At 65.9% G+C, this 19,320-nt stretch carries 8 protein-coding genes and 4 pseudogenes; 5 read left to right on the forward strand and 7 right to left on the reverse strand.

Annotation, left to right across the window (positions count from 1 at the left end):
* Nucleotides 1-192 precede the first annotated feature (192 nt).
* Nucleotides 193-476, reverse strand: a pseudogene (locus IE321_RS42330) (MBL fold metallo-hydrolase); the annotation flags it as partial.
* A 300-nt stretch (nucleotides 477-776) separates the two neighbouring features.
* On the opposite strand from IE321_RS42330, the gene IE321_RS31995 reads away from it, so the two are divergent.
* The 5 genes and pseudogenes from IE321_RS31995 to IE321_RS42340 all read left to right on the forward strand — a co-directional run.
* On the forward strand, nucleotides 777-995 hold the full coding sequence (locus IE321_RS31995; protein ID WP_190225465.1) for a hypothetical protein: 219 nt from the start codon (nucleotides 777-779) through the stop codon (nucleotides 993-995).
* Nucleotides 992-5,236: a LamG-like jellyroll fold domain-containing protein gene (locus IE321_RS32000; protein WP_308076792.1), complete on the forward strand. Its 4,245-nt coding sequence runs from the start codon at nucleotides 992-994 to the stop codon at nucleotides 5,234-5,236. Before IE321_RS31995 ends, IE321_RS32000 begins: the two co-directional genes overlap by 4 nt.
* Before the next feature lie 233 nt (nucleotides 5,237-5,469).
* Complete coding sequence (locus IE321_RS42920) at nucleotides 5,470-12,312, forward strand: polymorphic toxin-type HINT domain-containing protein (protein WP_190225464.1); 6,843 nt, start codon at nucleotides 5,470-5,472, stop codon at nucleotides 12,310-12,312.
* Nucleotides 12,302-12,760 carry a hypothetical protein gene (locus tag IE321_RS32010; RefSeq protein ID WP_190225458.1) on the forward strand — a complete coding sequence of 153 codons (459 nt, stop codon included), beginning with the start codon at nucleotides 12,302-12,304 and terminating at the stop codon, nucleotides 12,758-12,760. The genes IE321_RS42920 and IE321_RS32010 overlap by 11 nt, the downstream gene beginning before the upstream one ends.
* Before the next feature lie 151 nt (nucleotides 12,761-12,911).
* Nucleotides 12,912-13,104 (forward strand): annotated as a pseudogene (locus tag IE321_RS42340) (IS5/IS1182 family transposase); the annotation flags it as partial.
* Nucleotides 13,105-13,118: 14 nt separating this feature from the next.
* Here the strand turns inward: IE321_RS42340 and IE321_RS32015 are convergent.
* From IE321_RS32015 to IE321_RS32040, 6 genes and pseudogenes are all read right to left on the reverse strand, one after another.
* Nucleotides 13,119-13,872 (reverse strand): annotated as a pseudogene (locus IE321_RS32015) (transposase family protein).
* A 253-nt stretch (nucleotides 13,873-14,125) separates the two neighbouring features.
* A complete protein-coding gene (locus tag IE321_RS32020) occupies nucleotides 14,126-16,255 on the reverse strand; it encodes a hypothetical protein (RefSeq protein WP_190225459.1) in 2,130 nt (709 codons plus the stop codon).
* A gap of 71 nt (nucleotides 16,256-16,326) precedes the next feature.
* On the reverse strand, nucleotides 16,327-17,052 hold the full coding sequence (locus tag IE321_RS32025) for an ABC transporter ATP-binding protein (RefSeq protein ID WP_190225460.1): 726 nt from the start codon (nucleotides 17,050-17,052) through the stop codon (nucleotides 16,327-16,329).
* A gap of 119 nt (nucleotides 17,053-17,171) precedes the next feature.
* A complete protein-coding gene (locus tag IE321_RS32030) occupies nucleotides 17,172-17,516 on the reverse strand; it encodes a hypothetical protein (protein WP_190225461.1) in 345 nt (114 codons plus the stop codon).
* 382 nt (nucleotides 17,517-17,898) lie between these two features.
* Complete coding sequence (locus IE321_RS32035; protein ID WP_350813834.1) at nucleotides 17,899-18,660, reverse strand: transposase family protein; 762 nt, start codon at nucleotides 18,658-18,660, stop codon at nucleotides 17,899-17,901.
* A gap of 176 nt (nucleotides 18,661-18,836) precedes the next feature.
* Nucleotides 18,837-19,184: pseudogene (locus IE321_RS32040) on the reverse strand (MBL fold metallo-hydrolase); the annotation flags it as partial.
* Between the last annotated feature and the right edge of the window lie 136 nt (nucleotides 19,185-19,320).

The raw sequence follows: 19,320 nt of genomic DNA on the forward strand, positions 1-19,320 counted from the left end.
CACCTGCCCTGCAAGGCAAGCCAGTTCAGATGTCACCCGATCGTGCGGCAGACCCGGCCAAAAGCCGTTCTTGATTCTTGGAGTCAACAGAGGCTCAACGGCCCGTCGGCTCATACGGACCACACGATCACGTTCCTCGCAAGAGCCGAGCCAGCAGGGCCACGACCCTGCCCAGCTCGTCCTCGCCCGACGTCACCGATCACCCGCCAGGTCGAGATCACGCTCGGACACCTCAGCAGGACTCGGCGCCCGCTTCGGCCGGCGCCACGGACGAGCGATCGGCTGAGACACCCCACGCCACCAAGCATCCGCAGGCAGCTTCCCCGCCGGCTCGAACGGCTCACCGGGACGCGGGAACGCCACCGCCTATCCCGCCCCCTCCGCCGCATCCTTCGTCCACCCCCCGGCTCCGCCCACGCATGCGGAGCCAGGTTGAAAGTCCAGTGGATCGACAGCATCGCACCCGCCGGAGCGCCTACGGCACCACGGCACGGGTCTGATCACTGACGGTGTTGCCGGCCTGTGGCTGGGTGCAGATCTCCGCTCCGCTTTGTCGATGCCCGACAGGATCGGGAGCTGCTCCTCCGGACAGTCGAACGAGAAGGATCGGGCGTCGAGACGGGAGGAGGGACCCGGACAAGCAGACCATCCTTTTTCGACCTTCCGCGATCCTGCAATTTCTACCTTGCAAGTCGCGAGGCCCTTGCTCGGCACCCTCTCCCGGTTCATTTAAATCTGCGAGAATTTTACCGGGAATTACCCAATCCATAATGTGAGTGATTGAAGTCATGCTCCATGTTGAGCAATATGACTACTTTTGGCGCAATTTAGCACAGATAATGACTGTGGAGTTCCAGGGCTGCCTTTCTCTAATTTCCTTTGGCGATCATGTGGTGATCGCCAAAGCGGAGGGGGCGGGATGGATCGGCTGGACCACAGACGAACGCGCAGACGAGGCAGGCGAGGAGGCGTATGGATCGCGTTGGCCGTCGTGATCGCCGGGCTGGCACCCGTAGGTGCGGCGGCATCGCAGGCCATGGCGCTGGGCAGGGGTTTGCCGGCCGCCGACACAGCAACGGCGCTACCGCCTGATGCGGTTCCGCTCACCGAGGAAGCGGCTCTTGAGCTGGCGCGCCGCACCGGCGAGAAGGTGGAGATACTCTCCCTGCGTGGTGAGAGCCGTGAGGTTTTTGCCACGCCTGAGGGAGCCCTGGAGGTGCGTGAGCACCTGCGGCCTGTCAGGACCAGGACCCGGGGGCAGTGGCAGGATGTCGATACCACCCTGACAGCTAACGACGGAAAGCCGGTTTCCCCCCGGGCCACGACAGTGGGCCTGGAGTTCTCGTCGGGTGGCGATGGGCCACTGGTGCGCCTGGAACGCTCCGGTCGGACACTTGAGCTCTCCTGGCCCGGTCAGGTGCCAGCTCCTGAACTGCACGGTGACACCGCCACATACGTGAACTTGCTGCCGGACGTCGACCTCCGGCTGACGGCACAGCCCGAAGGCTTCACCCAACTCCTGGTCGTGAAATCGGCAGAGGGAGCCCGGAATCCGGCACTGCAGACGCTGCGGATGGGGCTTGCCGCCGAGGGCATGGCTGTGCAGGAGACCGAACAGGGTGGACTGCGTGCCATTGACGCAGGGTCGGGTGGCACGGTCTTCGATGCCCCCATGCCTCTGATGTGGGATTCCAGCGACGGTCCCGCACAGCCGGCTACTACGGCAGCTGCACGCACCGCCGTGGAAGGTGAAGCGTCCGCGGAGAACCTGCAGACGAACGCCGAGCCCGGCGCGGCGGAGTCCGGCCGCCTCGCCCCGCTGGACGTTCAGTTGGCGGCCGGAGGCGACGAGCTCCTTCTCACAACGGACCCAGAGGTCCTCACCGGTCCCGACACCGAGTACCCGGTCTTCATTGATCCCCAGTGGTCCTCGCCGAAGGCCACCGCGTGGACGATGGCCTCGAAATACTGGGCCTCCTCGCCCCAGTGGAAATTCAACGGCGAAGCCGACGCGGGCATGGGTTACTGCGGCTGGGCGTACTGCATGCCGCACGACACTAAGCGCCTCTTCTACCAGCTGCCCACCTCGACGTTCGCAGGCAAGACAGTGCTCTCCGCGGAGTTCGTGGTCCGCAACACCTGGTCGGCGTCCTGCTCTCCGCGGACAGTCGAGCTGTGGAAGACGAAGGGGATCTCCACGTCCACGACCTGGAGCTCCCAGGACAACGATGACTTCTGGATCCAGAGACTGGCCAACCCCTCCTTCTCGTACGGGTACGAGGGCTGCGGTGACAGGGACGCCGAGTTCGACGTGAAGAACGCGGTGCAACAGGCTGCGAACAGCGGCGCGTCGAGCATCACCTTCGGTTTGAAGGCGGCGAGCGAGAGTGATCCTTACGCCTGGAAGAGGTTCTCCGACGACGCGTATCTTCGCGTGCAGTACAACCGGCCGCCCGCCCAGATCAAGACGTCCCAGCTGACTCAGGATCCCGGCGGCGCCTGTGGATCGCCCAGCACGCCCAAGCGGGTCCGCTCCGTCCCGAAACTGACCGCGAACGGTGTCACCGACCCCGACAAGGATCCGGTGTCCGCGCAGTTCAATGCGGCATGGGACTCGGGTGACGGCAAGGGATTCATCACCCGCTGGACCTCGGCCAGGACCACTGCCAAGGCCTCCGGCTCCTCCTTCACCGTCACGATGCCGTCGAACATCCCGCAGAACAGGACTATCGGCTGGTCAGCGAGGTCATGGGACGGAGCGCAGTGGTCGCCCTGGTCCTCGGCTGGCTCGGCCACCACCTGCTCCATGCTCTATGACGCGACCGTCCCCGCCGGACCCGTCATTTCTTCGCCCCATTACCCGGAGTCGAACCCGGAGGATCCGAACGACCCCTGGGTGGACGGAGTCGGCCGATACGGCTCCTTCAGTATGGACTCGCCGTCGGGCGATGTCGTGAAGTACTGGTACGGGATCAACGGTGACCCCTCTGCCAAGCTCAGCATGACCACGACCGGGGGCGCTGCCCGAACGGTGAAGACGATGCCGACCAAGCCCGGCGTCAACTTCATCACCGCTCAGGCATTCGACTCCGCAGGCAACGGCAGCGAGATCCGCACCTTCCAGTTCCGCGTACGCTCCGGCCAGCCCGACCGACTGTCCTGGCCCCTCGACGAAACCTCCGGAGCCACCAAAGCCGTAGGCCGCGGAGGAGACTGGCCCGCCACGTTGTACGGCGGAGCCAAGCCCGGCGCTCCAGGATCCTCAGGAACCGCCCTGGAACTGGACGGCACCGACGACTACGCGGCCAGCGACGCGCCCGTGCTGAACACGGCGAAGAGCTTCTCCGTGTCCGTCTGGGCGAAACCGACCTCGGTGCGACCGGAATTCGGCTCGGTCGCCGTGGCCCAGACCGGCTTGAACCGCTCCGCGTTCGAGCTCTACTTCTCACCCTCCCGCCACGGCTGGGTCTTCGTCCGGCACGAGACCGACACTCCCTACCCCGCCGCGGCCCAGGCGCTGCAGCCAGCCTGCGCCGCCACCGACACGCAATGTGTCGCTGCCCGCATGAACACGTGGACCCATGTGACGGGCGTCTTCGAGAACGCACCGAAGACCATGAAGCTGTACGTCGACGGCAAGCTGGTGGGAACGGCGCCCTTCGACGGTCCTTGGGACGCACGGGGCCGCACCCTGATCGGCGCCACCTCCGTCGCGGGTTCCCCCAATAGCTTCTTCGCAGGTGCCCTCGACGACGTCCAGCTCTTCGACTACCCGCTGAGCGACGCCCAGGTCGGCCGCCTCGCAGCCAAGCAGCCCGTGAACACCGGGCGCCCGGCCAAGCTGATCTGGCCGCTGGACGAAACCATCGACGCGACCGAGGCCATCGGTGCGGCCCAGCAGGTTGACGCCGACCTCAAGGGCGGTGCGGTCGCAGGAGGACCGGGTATCGCAGGCCGAGCGCTCAAACTGGACGGAGCCGACGACTACGCCACCGCCGGTCAACCGGTACTCGACACCTTCCAGAGCTTCGCCGTGTCCGCCTGGGTCAAACTGCCCAAGGACAAGGAAGACCGCACCATGGTCGCCGTCGCCCAGAGCGGCCAGACAGGACGCGGCTTCGAGCTCTACCACTCCTCCGCCTGGGGCGGCTGGGTCTTCAGCCGACACCACAGCGACCAGGCCGGCGCCCCCGTCACCAGAGCCACCCAGTCAGGCTGCCCCGACACAGCCAGCTGCATCGGATCCTGGACCCATCTCGTAGCCGTCAACGACTACGACACCTCCGAGATGCGGCTCTACATCAACGGGGCCCTGGCCGACACCCAGCCCTTCACCACGCCCTGGGCAGCCACAGGCCCAGTGACCCTAGGAGCCCTCCCCACCACGACGGGCACCCTCAACCACCTCAGGGGTGAACTCGACACCGTCCGCCTGTACGACCGGGCGGTCTCTGGCGACGAGGTCCGCCAGCTCTTCAAACAGCACCCGACCGTCACCGGCCGGTGGAAGTTCGAGGAAGGCCAGGGCACCACCACATCCACCCCGAACGCCCTCGGAACCGCCAACCCGTTCACCCTGAAGAACGGGGCGAAGACCACGGCCGGCTGGGTGGACGGCGGACTGGCCCTCGACGGAATCGACGACTACGCAATCTCGGCCACCACCCCCGTGGACACGAGCTTCAGCTTCAGCGCAGCGGGCTGGTTCCAGGCCACAGCAGCCCCGACCGCACCGACAACCGTACTCAGTATTCCTGGCAGCCGGCGCGATGCTCTCACCGTGCGCTACCTCCCCGCACCAGGCGGAAGCGGCGCCCACAGCTGGCAGATCATCACCGCAAACTCGGACGGGACCACCGCCGAACAGACCGTCGTCGCCAACCGCCAGTTCTTCGGCACGGACTGGACCCACCTGGCCGTCGTCTACGACGGATTCGCACGCCGTCTCTCCCTCTACGTCAACGGCGAACTGGAACAGACGACCTGCGCGGACGACGACGCCGACGGCACACCCGACGACCCCCACTGCACGGTGAGCGTCTCCTGGGCGGAGAACACCCTCACCTACAAGGCCGTCGAACCTCTATGGGTCGGACGGGCCAAGACCGGCACGGACCGTCCCTGGTCCGGCCTCGTCTCCGACCTGTGGACCTTCCAGGGCAGCCTCAGCGACACCCAGGTCGCATATCTCGCGCTCGGCCAGCCAGGAATGCCCACCACCGCCCCCCTCGGCTGACGAAGGGCCGCCGGGAACCCACACTCCCGGCGGCCCGCCACCGCACCACCCGGATCACGTCTTTTCTCCCCATACCCGCAGCGGCACCCCCGTGCCCACAGCCGCGAACGAAGGATGAGATGAACGGCAGACCGCACCGGCGCAGTCGCCCATGGTGGCAACGGACCGCTCTGGCCACAGCCCTGATCACCCTGGGGTCGCTCCTCACCGGCACCGGCACCGCCGGAGTCGCGATGGCCCTTGATGACGGCCGCGGCCGCCCCGCGCTCCCGGCATCGGAACAGCCCCACCCCGGCACAGCAGCCCCCGTGAAACCCCGACCCCGCCCAACCCACCCTCACACACCTCAGCAGGCGCCCCGCGCCACATGGCCCAAGCCCGGCACCGCCGTGGTGACACTGCCGGACACCGCCCCACCCGCAGCACGATCCGCCCAACGGACCTACAACCCCCCGGTCGACGCCGGCACCCTTCCCCTGGCCCTGACCGGGACGGGCGCCGAGATCACCGCACGCGTCCTGGACCGCACCGAGTCCCAGGCAGCCGGCGTGGACGGCCTCGTCATCACCCTCAAGCGCACCGACAAACCCGCAAGCACCACCAGCCAGACCATCGGAACCCGGATCGACTACTCCGGGTTCGCCGGCGCCTACGGTGGCGCCTACGCCTCCCGACTCACCCTCGTCGAACTCCCCGCCTGCGCCCTAACCACACCGAACAAGACGCAGTGCCGCACCCAGAAGCCTGTCGAGACGGTCAACGACACCGAGACATCAACCCTCACAGCGCCGGCACTGAACATCGGACAGACCCAGACGACAGTCCTGGCCGCCGTAGCCGACGACAAAGCCATGAGCGGCAGCTACCAGGCATCCAGTCTCACCCCCTCCGCCACCTGGCAGACCAACCTCAACACCGGCGACTTCACCTGGTCCTATGCCCTTCCCGTCCCTGACGTACCCGGCGGCCTCAAGCCCTCCCTCGGCCTCGGCTACTCCTCCGCCGCCATGGACGGCCGCACCGGCGAAACCAACAACCAGAGCTCCTGGGCCGGCGCCGGCTTCGACCTGTGGCCCGGCTACATCGAACGCCGCTACAAACCTTGCGCCGACGACGGAGTAGAGAACGCCGACGGCAACAAGCCCGGCGACCTCTGCTGGGCGTATGACAACGCGTTCATCAGCTTCAACGGCAAGGGCGGCGAACTCGTCCCCGTCAGCGACAACGAGTTCAGACTCCGCACCGACGACGGGACCCGCATCAAGCGCCTGACCTCGACGGCCCGCGCCAACGGCGACGACGACAACGAATACTGGGAGCTCACCGACCCCGACGGTGTCCGTTACTACTTCGGATACCACCGCCTCGACGGCTGGACCACCGGACAGCGCACCACCAACTCGACCTGGACCGTCCCCGTCTACGGCGACGACGCAGGCGAACCCTGCCACGCCTCCACCTACGCAGCCTCCTGGTGCACCCAGGCCTGGCGCTGGAACCTCGACTACATCATCGACCCCCGCGACAGCGCCATCGCCTACTACTACACCCAGGAGAAGAACTCCTACGGCCGCAACCTGAAGGCCGCCGACGACACCCGCTACACCCGCGGCGGCCACCTCACCGACATCGAGTACGGCCTGCCCGCCGCCACCCCCTACACGGCCAAGGCCCTCGCGAAGGTCTCCTTCGCCTCAGACGAGCGATGCCTGCCGGACTCCCAGACCACCTGCCCGTCCATCTCCACCGACGCGGCCTACTGGTACGACACGCCATGGGACCTCAACTGCGATGAAGGAATGGACTGCGACGAAGGCCGTCTCACTCCCTCCTTCTGGACACGCAAGCGCCTCACCGGCATCACCACCCAGGTCCTCAACGGCACCGGCTACACCACCGTCGACTCCTGGAAGCTGAACCACCGCTGGGGCACGGCCGACGTCAACTACCAGCTCCTCCTCGACTCCATCCAGCACACCGGCCACACGGGCCCCGTCACCACACCCACCATCACCCTGCCGAGTACCACCTTCGGCTACACACAGCTACCCAACCGGCTCGACAAGACCGGAGACGGATACGCCCCCTTCATCAAGGAGCGCCTGTCCACCATCGCCGACGAGTACGGCGGCCAGACGGACGTGAACTACTCAGCTTCCGCCTGTGATGCCGCGAACCTGCCGACCCCGCAGACCAACACCACCCGCTGCTTCCCCCAGTACCTCGGCGGCAGCCCCACCGAAGACCCCGAACTCCACTGGTTCAACAAGTACGTGGTCGACACCGTCACCACCACCGACCGCACCGGCGGCGCACCCGACCAGGTCACCCGCTACACCTACCTCGGCCCCGCGGCCTGGCACTACGACGATGACGACGGCCTGACCAAGGAGAAGCACAAGACCTGGGCCCAGTGGCGCGGCTACGGCCAGGTCCGGGTGAAGACCGGTGGCCAGGGCGGCGACGCCGCGATGAAGTCACAGGCAGACTCGTACTTCCTGCGGGGCATGGACGGAGACAGGGCAGCCCCCTCCGGAGGCACCAAGAGCGTCACCATCCCCCTGGAGACGGGCGAAGGCGCGGCCATCCTCGACCACGAGGCCTTCGCCGGCACCGCCTACAAGACGGTCACCTACTCCGGCAACGGAGGCAAGGTACTCGCCAAGTCCGTCAGCCGGCCGTGGCGTCACGAGACCGCGAAGAAGGTCCGCACATGGGGCAGCATCTCGGCGAACATCACCGGTACCTCCCATACCAGGGCCTGGACATCCCTCGACGACGGCGCAGGAACCGAGTGGCGCACCACCTCGGTCGCCACCACCTACGACACCCTGACAGGCCGCGTCACTCAGGTGGACGACGCCGGTGACGACTCCACGCCGGCCGACGATCAGTGCACCGTCACCGACTACGCCACCAACACCACCAAGAACATCCTCAACCTCCCGTCCCGGGTCGAGACCGTCACCAAGGGCTGCGGCGAGCCCATCGACCGCTCCAAGGACGTCATCTCCGACATCCGGACCGCCTATGACGCAGGCGCCTACGGTGCCGCGCCGACCAAGGGCGACGTCACGGCGACCGCCCTGCTCAAGTCGCATGACGGCACCACGGCCCGGTATCTCGAATCCGGCGCCACGTTCGACGCTTACGGCCGGGCACTGACCTCGACCGATCTGACGGCGGACGTCACCGTGACCGGCACCGGAAACCCGATCCGCACACCGCGGACGGGCGGTCGCACGACCACCACCAGCCGAACACCGGCCACCGGTTTCGTCACCAAGACCGTGGCCACCACACCCCCGGCCAAAGCCGGGGACGCCACCACGGCCCTCGTCAACACCACCACCCACGATCCGCTCCGCGGTCTGCCGCTGACCCAGACCGACGCCAACGGGAAGGTCACCACCTTCACCCACGACGCCCTCGGTCGCTCATCCAAGGTCTGGCTGCCGGATCGCGCCACCACCCTGGCGCCCAGCTACGAATTCACCTATCTCGTCGAGGAGAACAAGCCGGTAGCCGTCGTCACCAAGGGCATCGGCCCCGGCGGCGGGCAGATCGCCACGTACGCGCTCTACGACGGATACCTGCGCAAGCGCCAGACACAGGAGCCCGGCCCGCAGGGCGGACGGCTGATCACCGACGTCTTCTACGACGAGCGCGGACTGCCCACCAAGACCTTCGACACGTACTACACCGAAGGCGCGCCCGAGCCGAACGTGTTCAGGCCGACTGACGCTCTGTCCGTCGAGACCCAGTCACGCACCACGTACGACGGCCTGGGCCGACCGGTGAGCACCGAGCACATCGCCGGCAACGGAGATGGCGGTACCCCGCTGGGCACGACACGAACGCAGTACGGCGGCGACCGCACCACGATCATCCCACCCGAGGGCGGCACCGCGACCACCACGGTCACCGACGCCCGCGGCCGGACCACACAGCTGTGGCAGCACCACGCCCGCTCGGCCACAGCCCCGCACGACACCACCCGCTACGCGTACACCCCTCGCGGTGAGCTCGCCAAGCTCACCGACGAGGCCGGGAACGCATGGACCTACACCTACGACCTCCTGGGCAGACTCACCGCGACCACCGACCCCGACAAGGGCAGCGGAACCAGGCACTACGACGACAGAGGACAGCTGGTCACAGCCGCTGATGCGGGCCCGACCAACCTGTATTACGCATACGACGGGCTCGGACGCCGCACCGAACTCCGCGAGAACAACGCCACAGGCACCCTGCGCGCCAAGTGGACCTACGACACCGTCAGCGGCGCCAAAGGTCACATCGCGGAATCCACCCGTTACGTCGGAACCAACGCCTACACCAGCAAGGTCGTCGCCTACGACCGGCTCTACCGCGTGACCCGGTCCTCCGTGACCGTTCCCGCCAACGAGGACGATGCCCTCGACGGCACCTACACGTCGACGACCAGCTACAACGGCGACGGCACCCTCAGCGCGGTCGGATTCCCGGCAGCAGGCAGCCAGCCCGCCATGGCCCTCGCCTTCACCTACGAGGCACAGACCCTCCGCCCTATCGCCGTCAGCGGCAGCCAGGGCCTCGCCGCCACCACCACCTACAGCCTCACCGGCAAGCCGCTCCAGCACGAGTTCTCCCACAACGGCAGCAAGAAGATCTGGGCCACCAACACCTACGAGTGGGGCACCCAGCGCCTGGCCACCGCCCGCGTCGACCGCCAGGACGTGCCGGGCGTCGACCGCCACGACACGTACCGCTACGACCAGGCGGGCAACATCCTGGCCGTCTCGGACATCTCACGCTCCGGCACCGACAACCAGTGCTTCACCTACGACCACCTACGCCGCCTCACCACGGCATGGACGCAGCCCGTCGCCACCTGCGCCACGGAGCCCAGCGGCACGACCGTCGGCGGACCGGCACCCTACTGGCACTCGTACACCTACGACGCGACCGGCAACCGGACCGGCGAGACCATCCACGACCTCACCGGCAACACCGCGAAGGACACGAAGCGCACCTACACCTACCCTTCCCCGGGCGCGCCCCGGCCCCACGCCGTCACGGCCGTCAACCAGACCGGACCCGGAGGGACAGCCCAGGACACCTACGGCTACGACGCGCTCGGCAACACCGAGCACCGGACCATCGCCGGCACCACACAACGACTGACCTGGGACCCCGAAGGCCGACTCGCCAAGGTCACCAAACCCGTCGAGGGCGCGCCGGACGACGTCACCGAGTACCTGTACGACGCCGATGGCAACCGGCTGATCGCACGGACCGCCAAGGAGACCACGCTCTACCTCGGCGCCTCCCGCGTCACCCTGGCCAAGGGCGCCACGACAGCCAAGGTCACCCGCGTCGCCGACCTCGGCGAAGGCCACCAGGCCGTCATCGAGGACGACAGATCGGTCTCGTTCACCCTCGCCGACCACCTCGGCACCGGGGAACTCTCGATCAAGGCCGCCAACCAACAGCTCACCCAGCGCCGCCCCCTCCCCTTCGGAGGAGTCCGCGGCACTGCCCCGGCCACCTGGCCCGGCGCGCAGGGCTTCGTCGGGGGCGAGGACGACTCCTCCTCCACGGGACTCCAACACCTCGGCGCCCGCGAGTACGACCCGGCACTCGGCCGCTTCATCTCGGTCGACCCCCTCCTGGCGCCCACCGACCCGCAATCCCTCAACGGCTACGCCTACGCCAACAACAGCCCGCTCACCTACAGCGACCCCGACGGCCTCAGGTGCATCCACGGATCACCCGGCGGCGGCCCCGACGGAATCTGTGCCGGCGTGCCTGGCGACACAGACGGGGTCATCGACGGCACCTCCAACAACTGCCCCACGTCGGCCACAAGCTGCAACCAGACGGCTGCGGTCATGGCTGAAGAGGCAAAGCGGTCCGGCACCTACGGCAAGAAGCGGACCCAAACCTACGGCCAGAAACCGATCGTGATCGTGGCCAAGAACGACTCGATCACCATCCAAGGCGTCTACATCCCGACCCAGACAGAGCTGGCCGAAGTCTTCCCGTACTACTCCGACCGCATCTCCTACGAGAGCAACCTGCAGCGCTGGGCACGCGCCATGCACTGTGGGGGCCTGGCCCAGGCCGGCTCCAATTTCTGCCAGGCCATCGCGAAACTGGGGTGGTTCGGACCCACCGACGGCCCCGGAATCCTTGAGATCCTCGGTGTCGACGACTATGTCGGCTGCTATCAGGGCAACTCCGGAGCCTGCAAGGCCGCAGCCATCGACGCGTCCATCAGCATCGGTACCGGCCTGCTCGGCAAGGGCGTGAAGGTCGTCGGCAAGGCCATCAAGGCGGGCCTGAAGAAGGGGGACATGGCCCCCATCAAGTGCCTTGTCTCCCAAGCGAGCCACAGCTTCACCCCCGGTACCCGGGTTCTGATGGCCGACGGCACGACAAAGGCGATCGAAGACATCGAGGTCGGTGACCTGATCATGGTCACTGATCCCGAGACTGGCCGGACGAGCACACGCAAGGTCGTCGCCACCATCCTGACCGAGGACGACAAGGACTTCGTCGACCTCACCATCGCCGGAGAAAAGGCCCCTGCCGGCGAAGTCCTCACCACCACCACGACCCACCCCTTCTGGTCACTCCTCGACCATGCCTGGGTCAAGGCCGGCTCGCTGACCCCCGGCACAACCTTGCGGACGCCGGACGGCGGCATGGCCACGGTCGAACGGACGCGGTCGTACGAAAAGCGCCAGCGCACGTATGACCTCACGGTCGAAGAGATTCACACCTACTACGTGCTGGCGGGCACGACTCCAGTACTGGTACACAACGCCGACCCCTTCGACTGGGAGAAGGGGCTGGAGGAGCTCAAGAAGAGCTGGGACGCGGGTGACCTCGACGACGACGGAAACCACTCACCACGAGGCAACCAGGCGGAGAACAAGGAGTTCAGGGACGCCTTGCGAGAGATCGAGCGAAGCATCGGCCGCGAGATCACGCCAGCGGAGCGACGGTCTCTGCACGACCGCATCACAGGGCAGAAGTACGGCTACCATCGAATCGTGGAAGAGGGCAAAGGACTTTTCGGTGGCTGCTGACAACCGCGATAGCAAGATCAGACAGCTGCTGATGGGCGCGACGGTTCGATCCGTCGGCCGGGCAGCCGACATGGCCGTCGTCGAACTCCAGGGCCCTCAAGGGGCAACCATCGGCATTCACGTCCAGTGCCCGTTCCGGGTCTTGCAGGAAGAGACCCTGATCCTCGGGTCGCGAGACATGCGATACGCGCGACAGAGACCGAACATAGACGCCTTCGACAGGTTCGAGACCGTCTACGACGCGCGCGCTGCGACGTTGAACAAGATCCTCGGACAGCTCCAGCCGACTGTGCACGACGTTACTCTCGGGCAGGCGGGAAGCCTCGCGGTGGAGTGGCAGCCTTATTTCCGAGTGGAGATCTTTCCGGACTGCTCCGGCTCTGCGGAGTCCTGGAGGGTATTCGAGCAAGGCGGCTGCCATCTGGGGTTCCCTGAGGACTCCATCTGAACCTGCTGATCAAGGGTGGCGAGAAGCGCACTGACCCCATTTCGTCCCCAGCGTCGCATGATACTCACTGAACCTCTTTCATCCATGTGCCGGCGGGTAAAAGAGGCTGTTCAGCGGCGGTGGTGGCGAGGCAGGGATCCTCGTCGTCGGCGTGGTGATTCCACTCATCACGCCGACGACCGAAGCGGCCCTGAAGGCTTCAGTGTCCTGCCACGCTTGACATTTCACATGAGCTCGTCGAGCAGGTCGCCTGGCCGCTGCATGAACACCGCCAGGCCCGCAATACCCGTCGGCGCACGCTCGACTGTTACCAGCAGGATCCGCTCACTCTCGTCCATATACGGAGCCTTTTCCAACCTCACGCTGACGCGTGGTGAAGGACAAGGACGGCCTGGACGATCGCTGTGATGTGGTTGGTGCTGCAGCGGAGCTTCCGTAGGAGGCGCCACCCTTTGAGGGTGGCCATGGCCTGCTCGCCGAGGCAGCGGATCTTGGCGTGGGTGGTGTTGTGGCGGCGCTTCCACCGTTTGAGGCGCCGGCCCCGAAACGGTACGCGGACGGGGTTGCCAGCGCCTTGGTACGCCTTGTCCGCCCAGCACCTGAGACCTGCTTCGGTGAGAACTTCGATGATCCCGTGGTGTCGCGCGGCGGTCAGGTCGTGAGTCGAGCCGGGCAGAGCCGGCGAGACCCAGAGCAGCCGTCCGAACGGATCGGTGAGGACCTGCACGTTCATGCCGTGGCGCTTGTGCTTCCCGGAGTTAGGGGGTGTCGGCGGCGATGCGGTCGATCGGCAGCAGGGTGCCGTCGAGGATGACGAACGCCTTCTCCCGGATCGTCAGCATCGCCTCGGCCAGGGACGGGGCAAGGCTTGCCAGGGCCTCGACGGCTTCGCGTATGTAGCGGTAGACGGTCGCGATCCCGACGCCGAACCCGGCGGCCAGCTGGGCGTAGGTGTCACCACATCGCAGGTGAGCCAGGGCGAGCATGGCCTGGCGCGAGGCAGGAAGGCGCCGCCAACGCGTACCGATCTCCAGCCGCCTGGCCTTCAGCCGCCCGGTCAGGAACCGCAGAGTGCGGCCGGACAGATCAATCGCCGACGGGTGGACAAGCACGCGAAGCTCCTGGCAAACACGGGTGATCTTGGTCGAGAACCCGTCTACCAGGAGCTTCGCCGTTGCGCAGGCCCGTCTAACTCGCGGTCATCACCGCCAGCTTGGAAAGAGCTCGCGGTGTCGAGTTTCACCACACCGCCGGCGGGCCAGGGCAAGCACGGCTCACGGCAACCAACCCTGCCATGGATGGCTCAAGGCCCCGGTCGATCGACACAACGGGCAATCAGCCGGGACCTCACCATCAGCACGCAGGTCAGTCGGCCTCGGGACTCCACCGGCCAGCCTGATGGACAGCCTGAACCGAGCCAGCCATCCAACTCCCCACAGCCAGGGCAGCTCCCGCGAACCCCATGGCCAGGATTCCGGAATCCGAGATACGCGCACCAATGAGCGGAACAGTCATGGGTGAAACAAGCCAGTAGTTTACGAATAGCCCCACGAATGTCGCGAGCAGCAAGGGGAGACCGATAGTCCATCCGGCGATCGCGACATACAGTCGCCGCTGCCCGGTAAGGACGGTCAATGGTGCGGCTGCTCGGCTGAACCGGAGGAACTCACCCGCATTGTTCACCGCTGCTGCGACACCCAAAGTGACAAGCCCAACGAGGCCGAGAAGGATTGCCCAGTTGACCGTCTGTGCGCGTTCCTTGGCGCCAACATACCAGGAGTACCCCAAGGTCCCCACTCCCGGGCTCAGAGACAAATCGCGGTATGCGGATGACTTCACAGCGTTCAGCGGTAGATCCGCCCCGGTCGTAGAAATCAATACCAGCTGCTGGGACGGCGGCTCGGTGCGGGCTTCGATCTCCTTATCCCTCACAATGATCACCCCGCTCGGGCTGCCCCAGTTGGCCAACTCCGACAACCTCTTATCCGGCTGTGCGCGGGTGATTTTGGCACTGCCGTCGCAAGCGAGGCGAAGCTTGGTGAGCGTCTCGCACGGCGCCTGGAGCGTGGTGTTCCCCTGAGCGTCAGGCTGTGTCAGTGCCAGCGTGGAAATTCCGTCCGGAAGTTCGTTGGTGAAAGACGAAAGGCGAGCAGACTGCTCTGGCATTTTGAGCGTAAGCACACTTCCGCCTACGCGTTTCACGGTTGCCTCGGCAGCGATCATCGGTTCACTAATTCGGCTGGAGTGCACCTGGACCTGACCCATCAGGCCAATTCCGATCACGATGCCGGCCACCAGTCGCGCTGTCACGCCTGGCTGTTCGGACATCCAACGACCGGCTACGAGAGCACTGGAACTTCCTCTCTTCGAACCGATGCCTGCAAGCCCCCTCCCCACAGCGGCCGTTGCGACTGAGAGAACGGACGGCAGCGTTGCGAGAGTGCCGATCACGCCCAGTGTATAGATGATGATGAACCAGAAGGGGGATTGGGCCGCAAACAGATCTGGTCCACGGGTGGCAAGGAGAAGGAATAGCGGACAGAGCGCGAGCTTAAGCGTAGGAAGCTTTTCACTACGCGGCCGCGGCACGACCGACTGTCCACCGCTCTTCCTTCTCCTCGCTCGGCCCACGTTGTGTAGCAATACGACCGCCACCAAGACGCAGAGAACGGCCAAAAGAGCTGCCAAACAGAGTCGCCACCAGGCGCCACGCAGATCCGCGGAGGGCATCATGAAACCGGTGAGAGGGATCCGATAGCCGGCCAGCATGGCCAGCCCCCATGGCAAGAGGCCGACAATCGCGCCCAGCGCGACCGGAAGAGCGGCCTCGCCCAGATTGATGACTGCGCGCGCCGTCCAGCTTCCCCCGAGGGCCTGAAGCAGCGCAGTACGCCGATCGCGCCCAGCGGCACCCAGCCGGGCCGCGATAGCGATCAGAACGACTGCCGGCAATACGAGGAGCGACACCAGTGCAGTGCGCAGTACCCACAAGGGGGTGACGAGAGTGTGCTCGCCGATCCCGCCGCCGCCAGGGCTTCCGTATCCGACGATCTCGAACAGTCGAGAATCGCTCAGATGCGACTCGGGGGGGCGCACATAAGCAATACGTTCGCCCGGAGACTCCAGCCCCTCCGGGCCGATCCGCCCGACGACCTTGCCGAAGCGGGTGCTGATCCCCTCGGCCTCGCCGGCCTTCGCCAAGGCTGGCGAGAGTAGGACCTCTTCGGGGCCGGGCCATCGCGTGAGACCGGGAGGAAGGGGCGCATCATCGACAAGTGGGGCGATGAAGATTACCGAGTACTGAAGATCATCAACCGTGTCATACGTGTATCCCCACAGAGCTACGGGACGCTCTGTCGGGTTGCCTTCCAGAGTCTGGGGGCTTCGGGCAGCAGCCTTGGTTGCTCGCCCGTCGTAGACGACCGACGCGACGACGATCGCACACAGAGAGGTCGTCAGGAGCGCAGCTGCCGCGATCAGCGCGAAGAATCGCAAGCGTCCTTCTCGCGCTCCCTTTCCCGCAGCCCATCCGATGCGAAGCAGCTGTGACGCCAGTGAGCTCTGAGTCAACTCGAGCCACCCCCGGTGGCGTCCACCAAGACACCATTCTGCAGTTCGAGGCGGCGGTCGGCGCGACCGGCGACCTTGTCGTCGTGCGTCACAACGACAAGCGCACAGCCGTGGCGTTGCGGGAGACCGAACAGGAGGTCACACACTTGATCGCGCGTGGCGTGGTCCAAAGCTCCAGTCGGTTCATCCGCGAGAAGGAGCGCAGGCTGATTGATCAACGCCCGAGCAACAGCCACACGCTGCCGCTCTCCGCCAGAAAGACGCCCCGTACTCGTCTGCGACAAGGGCACCTGCAGGTCTTGGAGCAGTTCTTCGGCTCGCTTGAAAGCTGCCCTCCGCGTTTGACCGGCAAGGAGTCCTGCGATCGCCACGTTCTCCGTCGGCGTCAGTTCAGGCAGCAGCTCTCCGAACTGGAACACCACTCCCATATGTGAGCGGCGGTGGCGGGCCCGCCCTCTCGCCGAGAGCTTCCCTATATCCGTACCTGCAACGGTGATGATGCCGGCATCCTGCTGGACCAGCCCAAGCGCGCACATGAGCAGGGTGCTCTTGCCGCTGCCGCTCGGCCCGGTGATCGCCACGGATGTCCCAGACTCGACCGTGAGATCCAGTCCCGCCAGCAGTACACGATCACCAATCGTGTACGAAACCCCAGTAACTGTAAGGGGAGCGTCCGTCAGGGACGGGCCCTCTCTCTGAAGTGTCCGGCCCGAATTCGTCATGTCCCGCCCCACCGGAGAGGACCGCCTTCCCTAAGTAGTGGGGCCCGCCAGGTTCAGTGGCGGGCCCCGCGCGACCGACTCGGGCGGATGCCTTCAGTCAGCCGGCTGTTCTGTACTGGTTACGCGGCCCAGGCGCCGCACGTGTTGGACGCCCACTGCTCCTGACGGCAGGCCCGGATCTTGTAGATCGTGCCGCCGTCGGAGGAGACGGTCGTCCCCGAGCCGCTCTTGTTCCACAGCGTCTTGACCGTACCCGGGTCGGTCCTCCGCTCGTACTCACCGTACGCCGAGCGGCTGTCCGCGCTGGTGTCCTTGACGTTGGCGCGACCGTTGGTCGTCGTGGACGTGTTCGAGGTCCACGCGTCCGAACCGGCCGTCGTCGAGGACAGCGCGAACGCCGGAGCGCTGGCCAGCAGAGCGCTGACTCCCAGAGTGACTGCCGCGATACGCTTGGCGATTGCCATGCGTTCCCCTCCCTAAGGAAACCCCATGCGGGGTAACTTTCGGACACCAGTTCGGTACCCGTAGTCACGATCCAATCTCGTTCGACAGGGAAGGGCAATGGCGTAGGCCAGCTTTGGCCGATCTTGATCTCCAGCTGTAACTCTCTGTTACCAAACACGTCTACTCGGCGGAGATAAAGTGAACTTTTGAACTAGATGTCGATATCGGCATATGCCGGAGTGGCTTGTCCATGGCGCCGATCTAGCCAGCTCGGAAAGAAGAACGCGCTGGTCAGCGTGGCGACTTGCGTACGGTCGGCCCTCATGAGTCACACCCTCTTGGAGGGATCGACGGAGGGGACCTTGAAGGCTTCCCCTCCGACCAACCGAACACTGAGCGTTCTCAGCGTTGTCTCTCCAGGGTGAGGACGGTTTTGGTGATAACGGTCATGCGGTTCGGGCTGATGCGGGATCTGCGGAAGATCTGCCAGGACTTCAGCCGTGCCATGCCGCGTTCGACTGGTGCCCGGGCTGCGGCCAGAGTCCGGTTGGCGGGGCGCTGGGTGAGGGTGAGCTCGCCACCCGGTGGTCGTTTGAGTCCGGTGGTGACCCAGGGGCCGGCGCCCTGGTAGGCGCGGTCGGCGAGGACCGGGATGCCCTGACGCTCACAGGTCTGGATGATGCGATGGGTGCGGGCCGCGGTCAGATCGTGGGTGCGGCCCGGTGTTGCGCGGGAGAACCGCAGCGGTGTGCAGTCGGAATAGGGATGACCTGCACGCTCATCCCATGCTTGCGATGTTTCATGGAGTAGTACGGCTCGTCGGCGGCGATGCGGTCGATGGGGATCAGGGCGGCTGTCGACGATCACGTGGTCACCCTCGCCCAGGCCCGTCAGGGCCTCGTACAAGCCCGAGGTCCACGCCGCGAGGACGTCGAGAGTCTCGCTGACGTAGCGCCAGGCTGCGGCTGTCGAGACGCCGAAGCCGGCTGCCAGAGAGGGCAGCGGCTCGTTCTTCCGCGGATGGACCAGCGCGAGCAGGGCCTGCCGGAAGCAGCCCAGCTTCCGCCACCGCGAACCGCGTTCACACCTTTGTGCGTAGATGAGCCAGGAAACAGGCTCAACCAGCTCATGCGGGACGTCGACCGTGGCACGATACGGGACCAAGCGAGGCTCCTCGGACGATGCGTGGTGCGTAGAGAACACCACCGCAACGACCAGGAGCCTCGCCTCGTCACACATCCATGCTGACCTGCCATTTCACCCCACAGAGACAGGATGAAAACGGCTCAGTAGGGCCACGACCCGGCCCAGCTCATCCTCATCCTCATCCTCATCCGACGTCACCGATCACCCGCCAGGTCGAGATCACGCTCGGACGCATCGACAGGAATCTGTGCCTGCTTCGGCCGGCGCCACGGACGAGCGATCGGCTGAAACACCCCACGCCACCACGCCTCCGCGGGCAGCTTGCCCGCCGGCTCGAACGGCTCACCAGGACGAGGGAATGCCACAGCCTGGCCGACTTCCTCGGCCGCGTCCTTCGTCCACTCCCCCGGCTCCGCCCACGGATGCGGAGCCAGGTTGAAGGTCCCCCAGTGGATCGGCAGCATCACACCGGCCGGAGCACCTCCCTGCAGGTCAAAATGGGCCTGGACCCCCTGCGCGGGCGTCATGTGAATGTCTGGCCAGGCCCCAGGCATCGGCGTATAGTCCGTGTGGTTCTTGGGCAATATGACGCTCTATCAGGCTTCACAGCCTGGACCACAAGTAATGCCGGCCGGCGGCCGCAGTGCGGAGTGCACGTCCACAACTGCACCAATTCGG

It is taken from the genome of Streptomyces hydrogenans (assembly GCF_014656075.1).
Lineage (GTDB): Bacteria > Actinomycetota > Actinomycetes > Streptomycetales > Streptomycetaceae > Streptomyces > Streptomyces hydrogenans.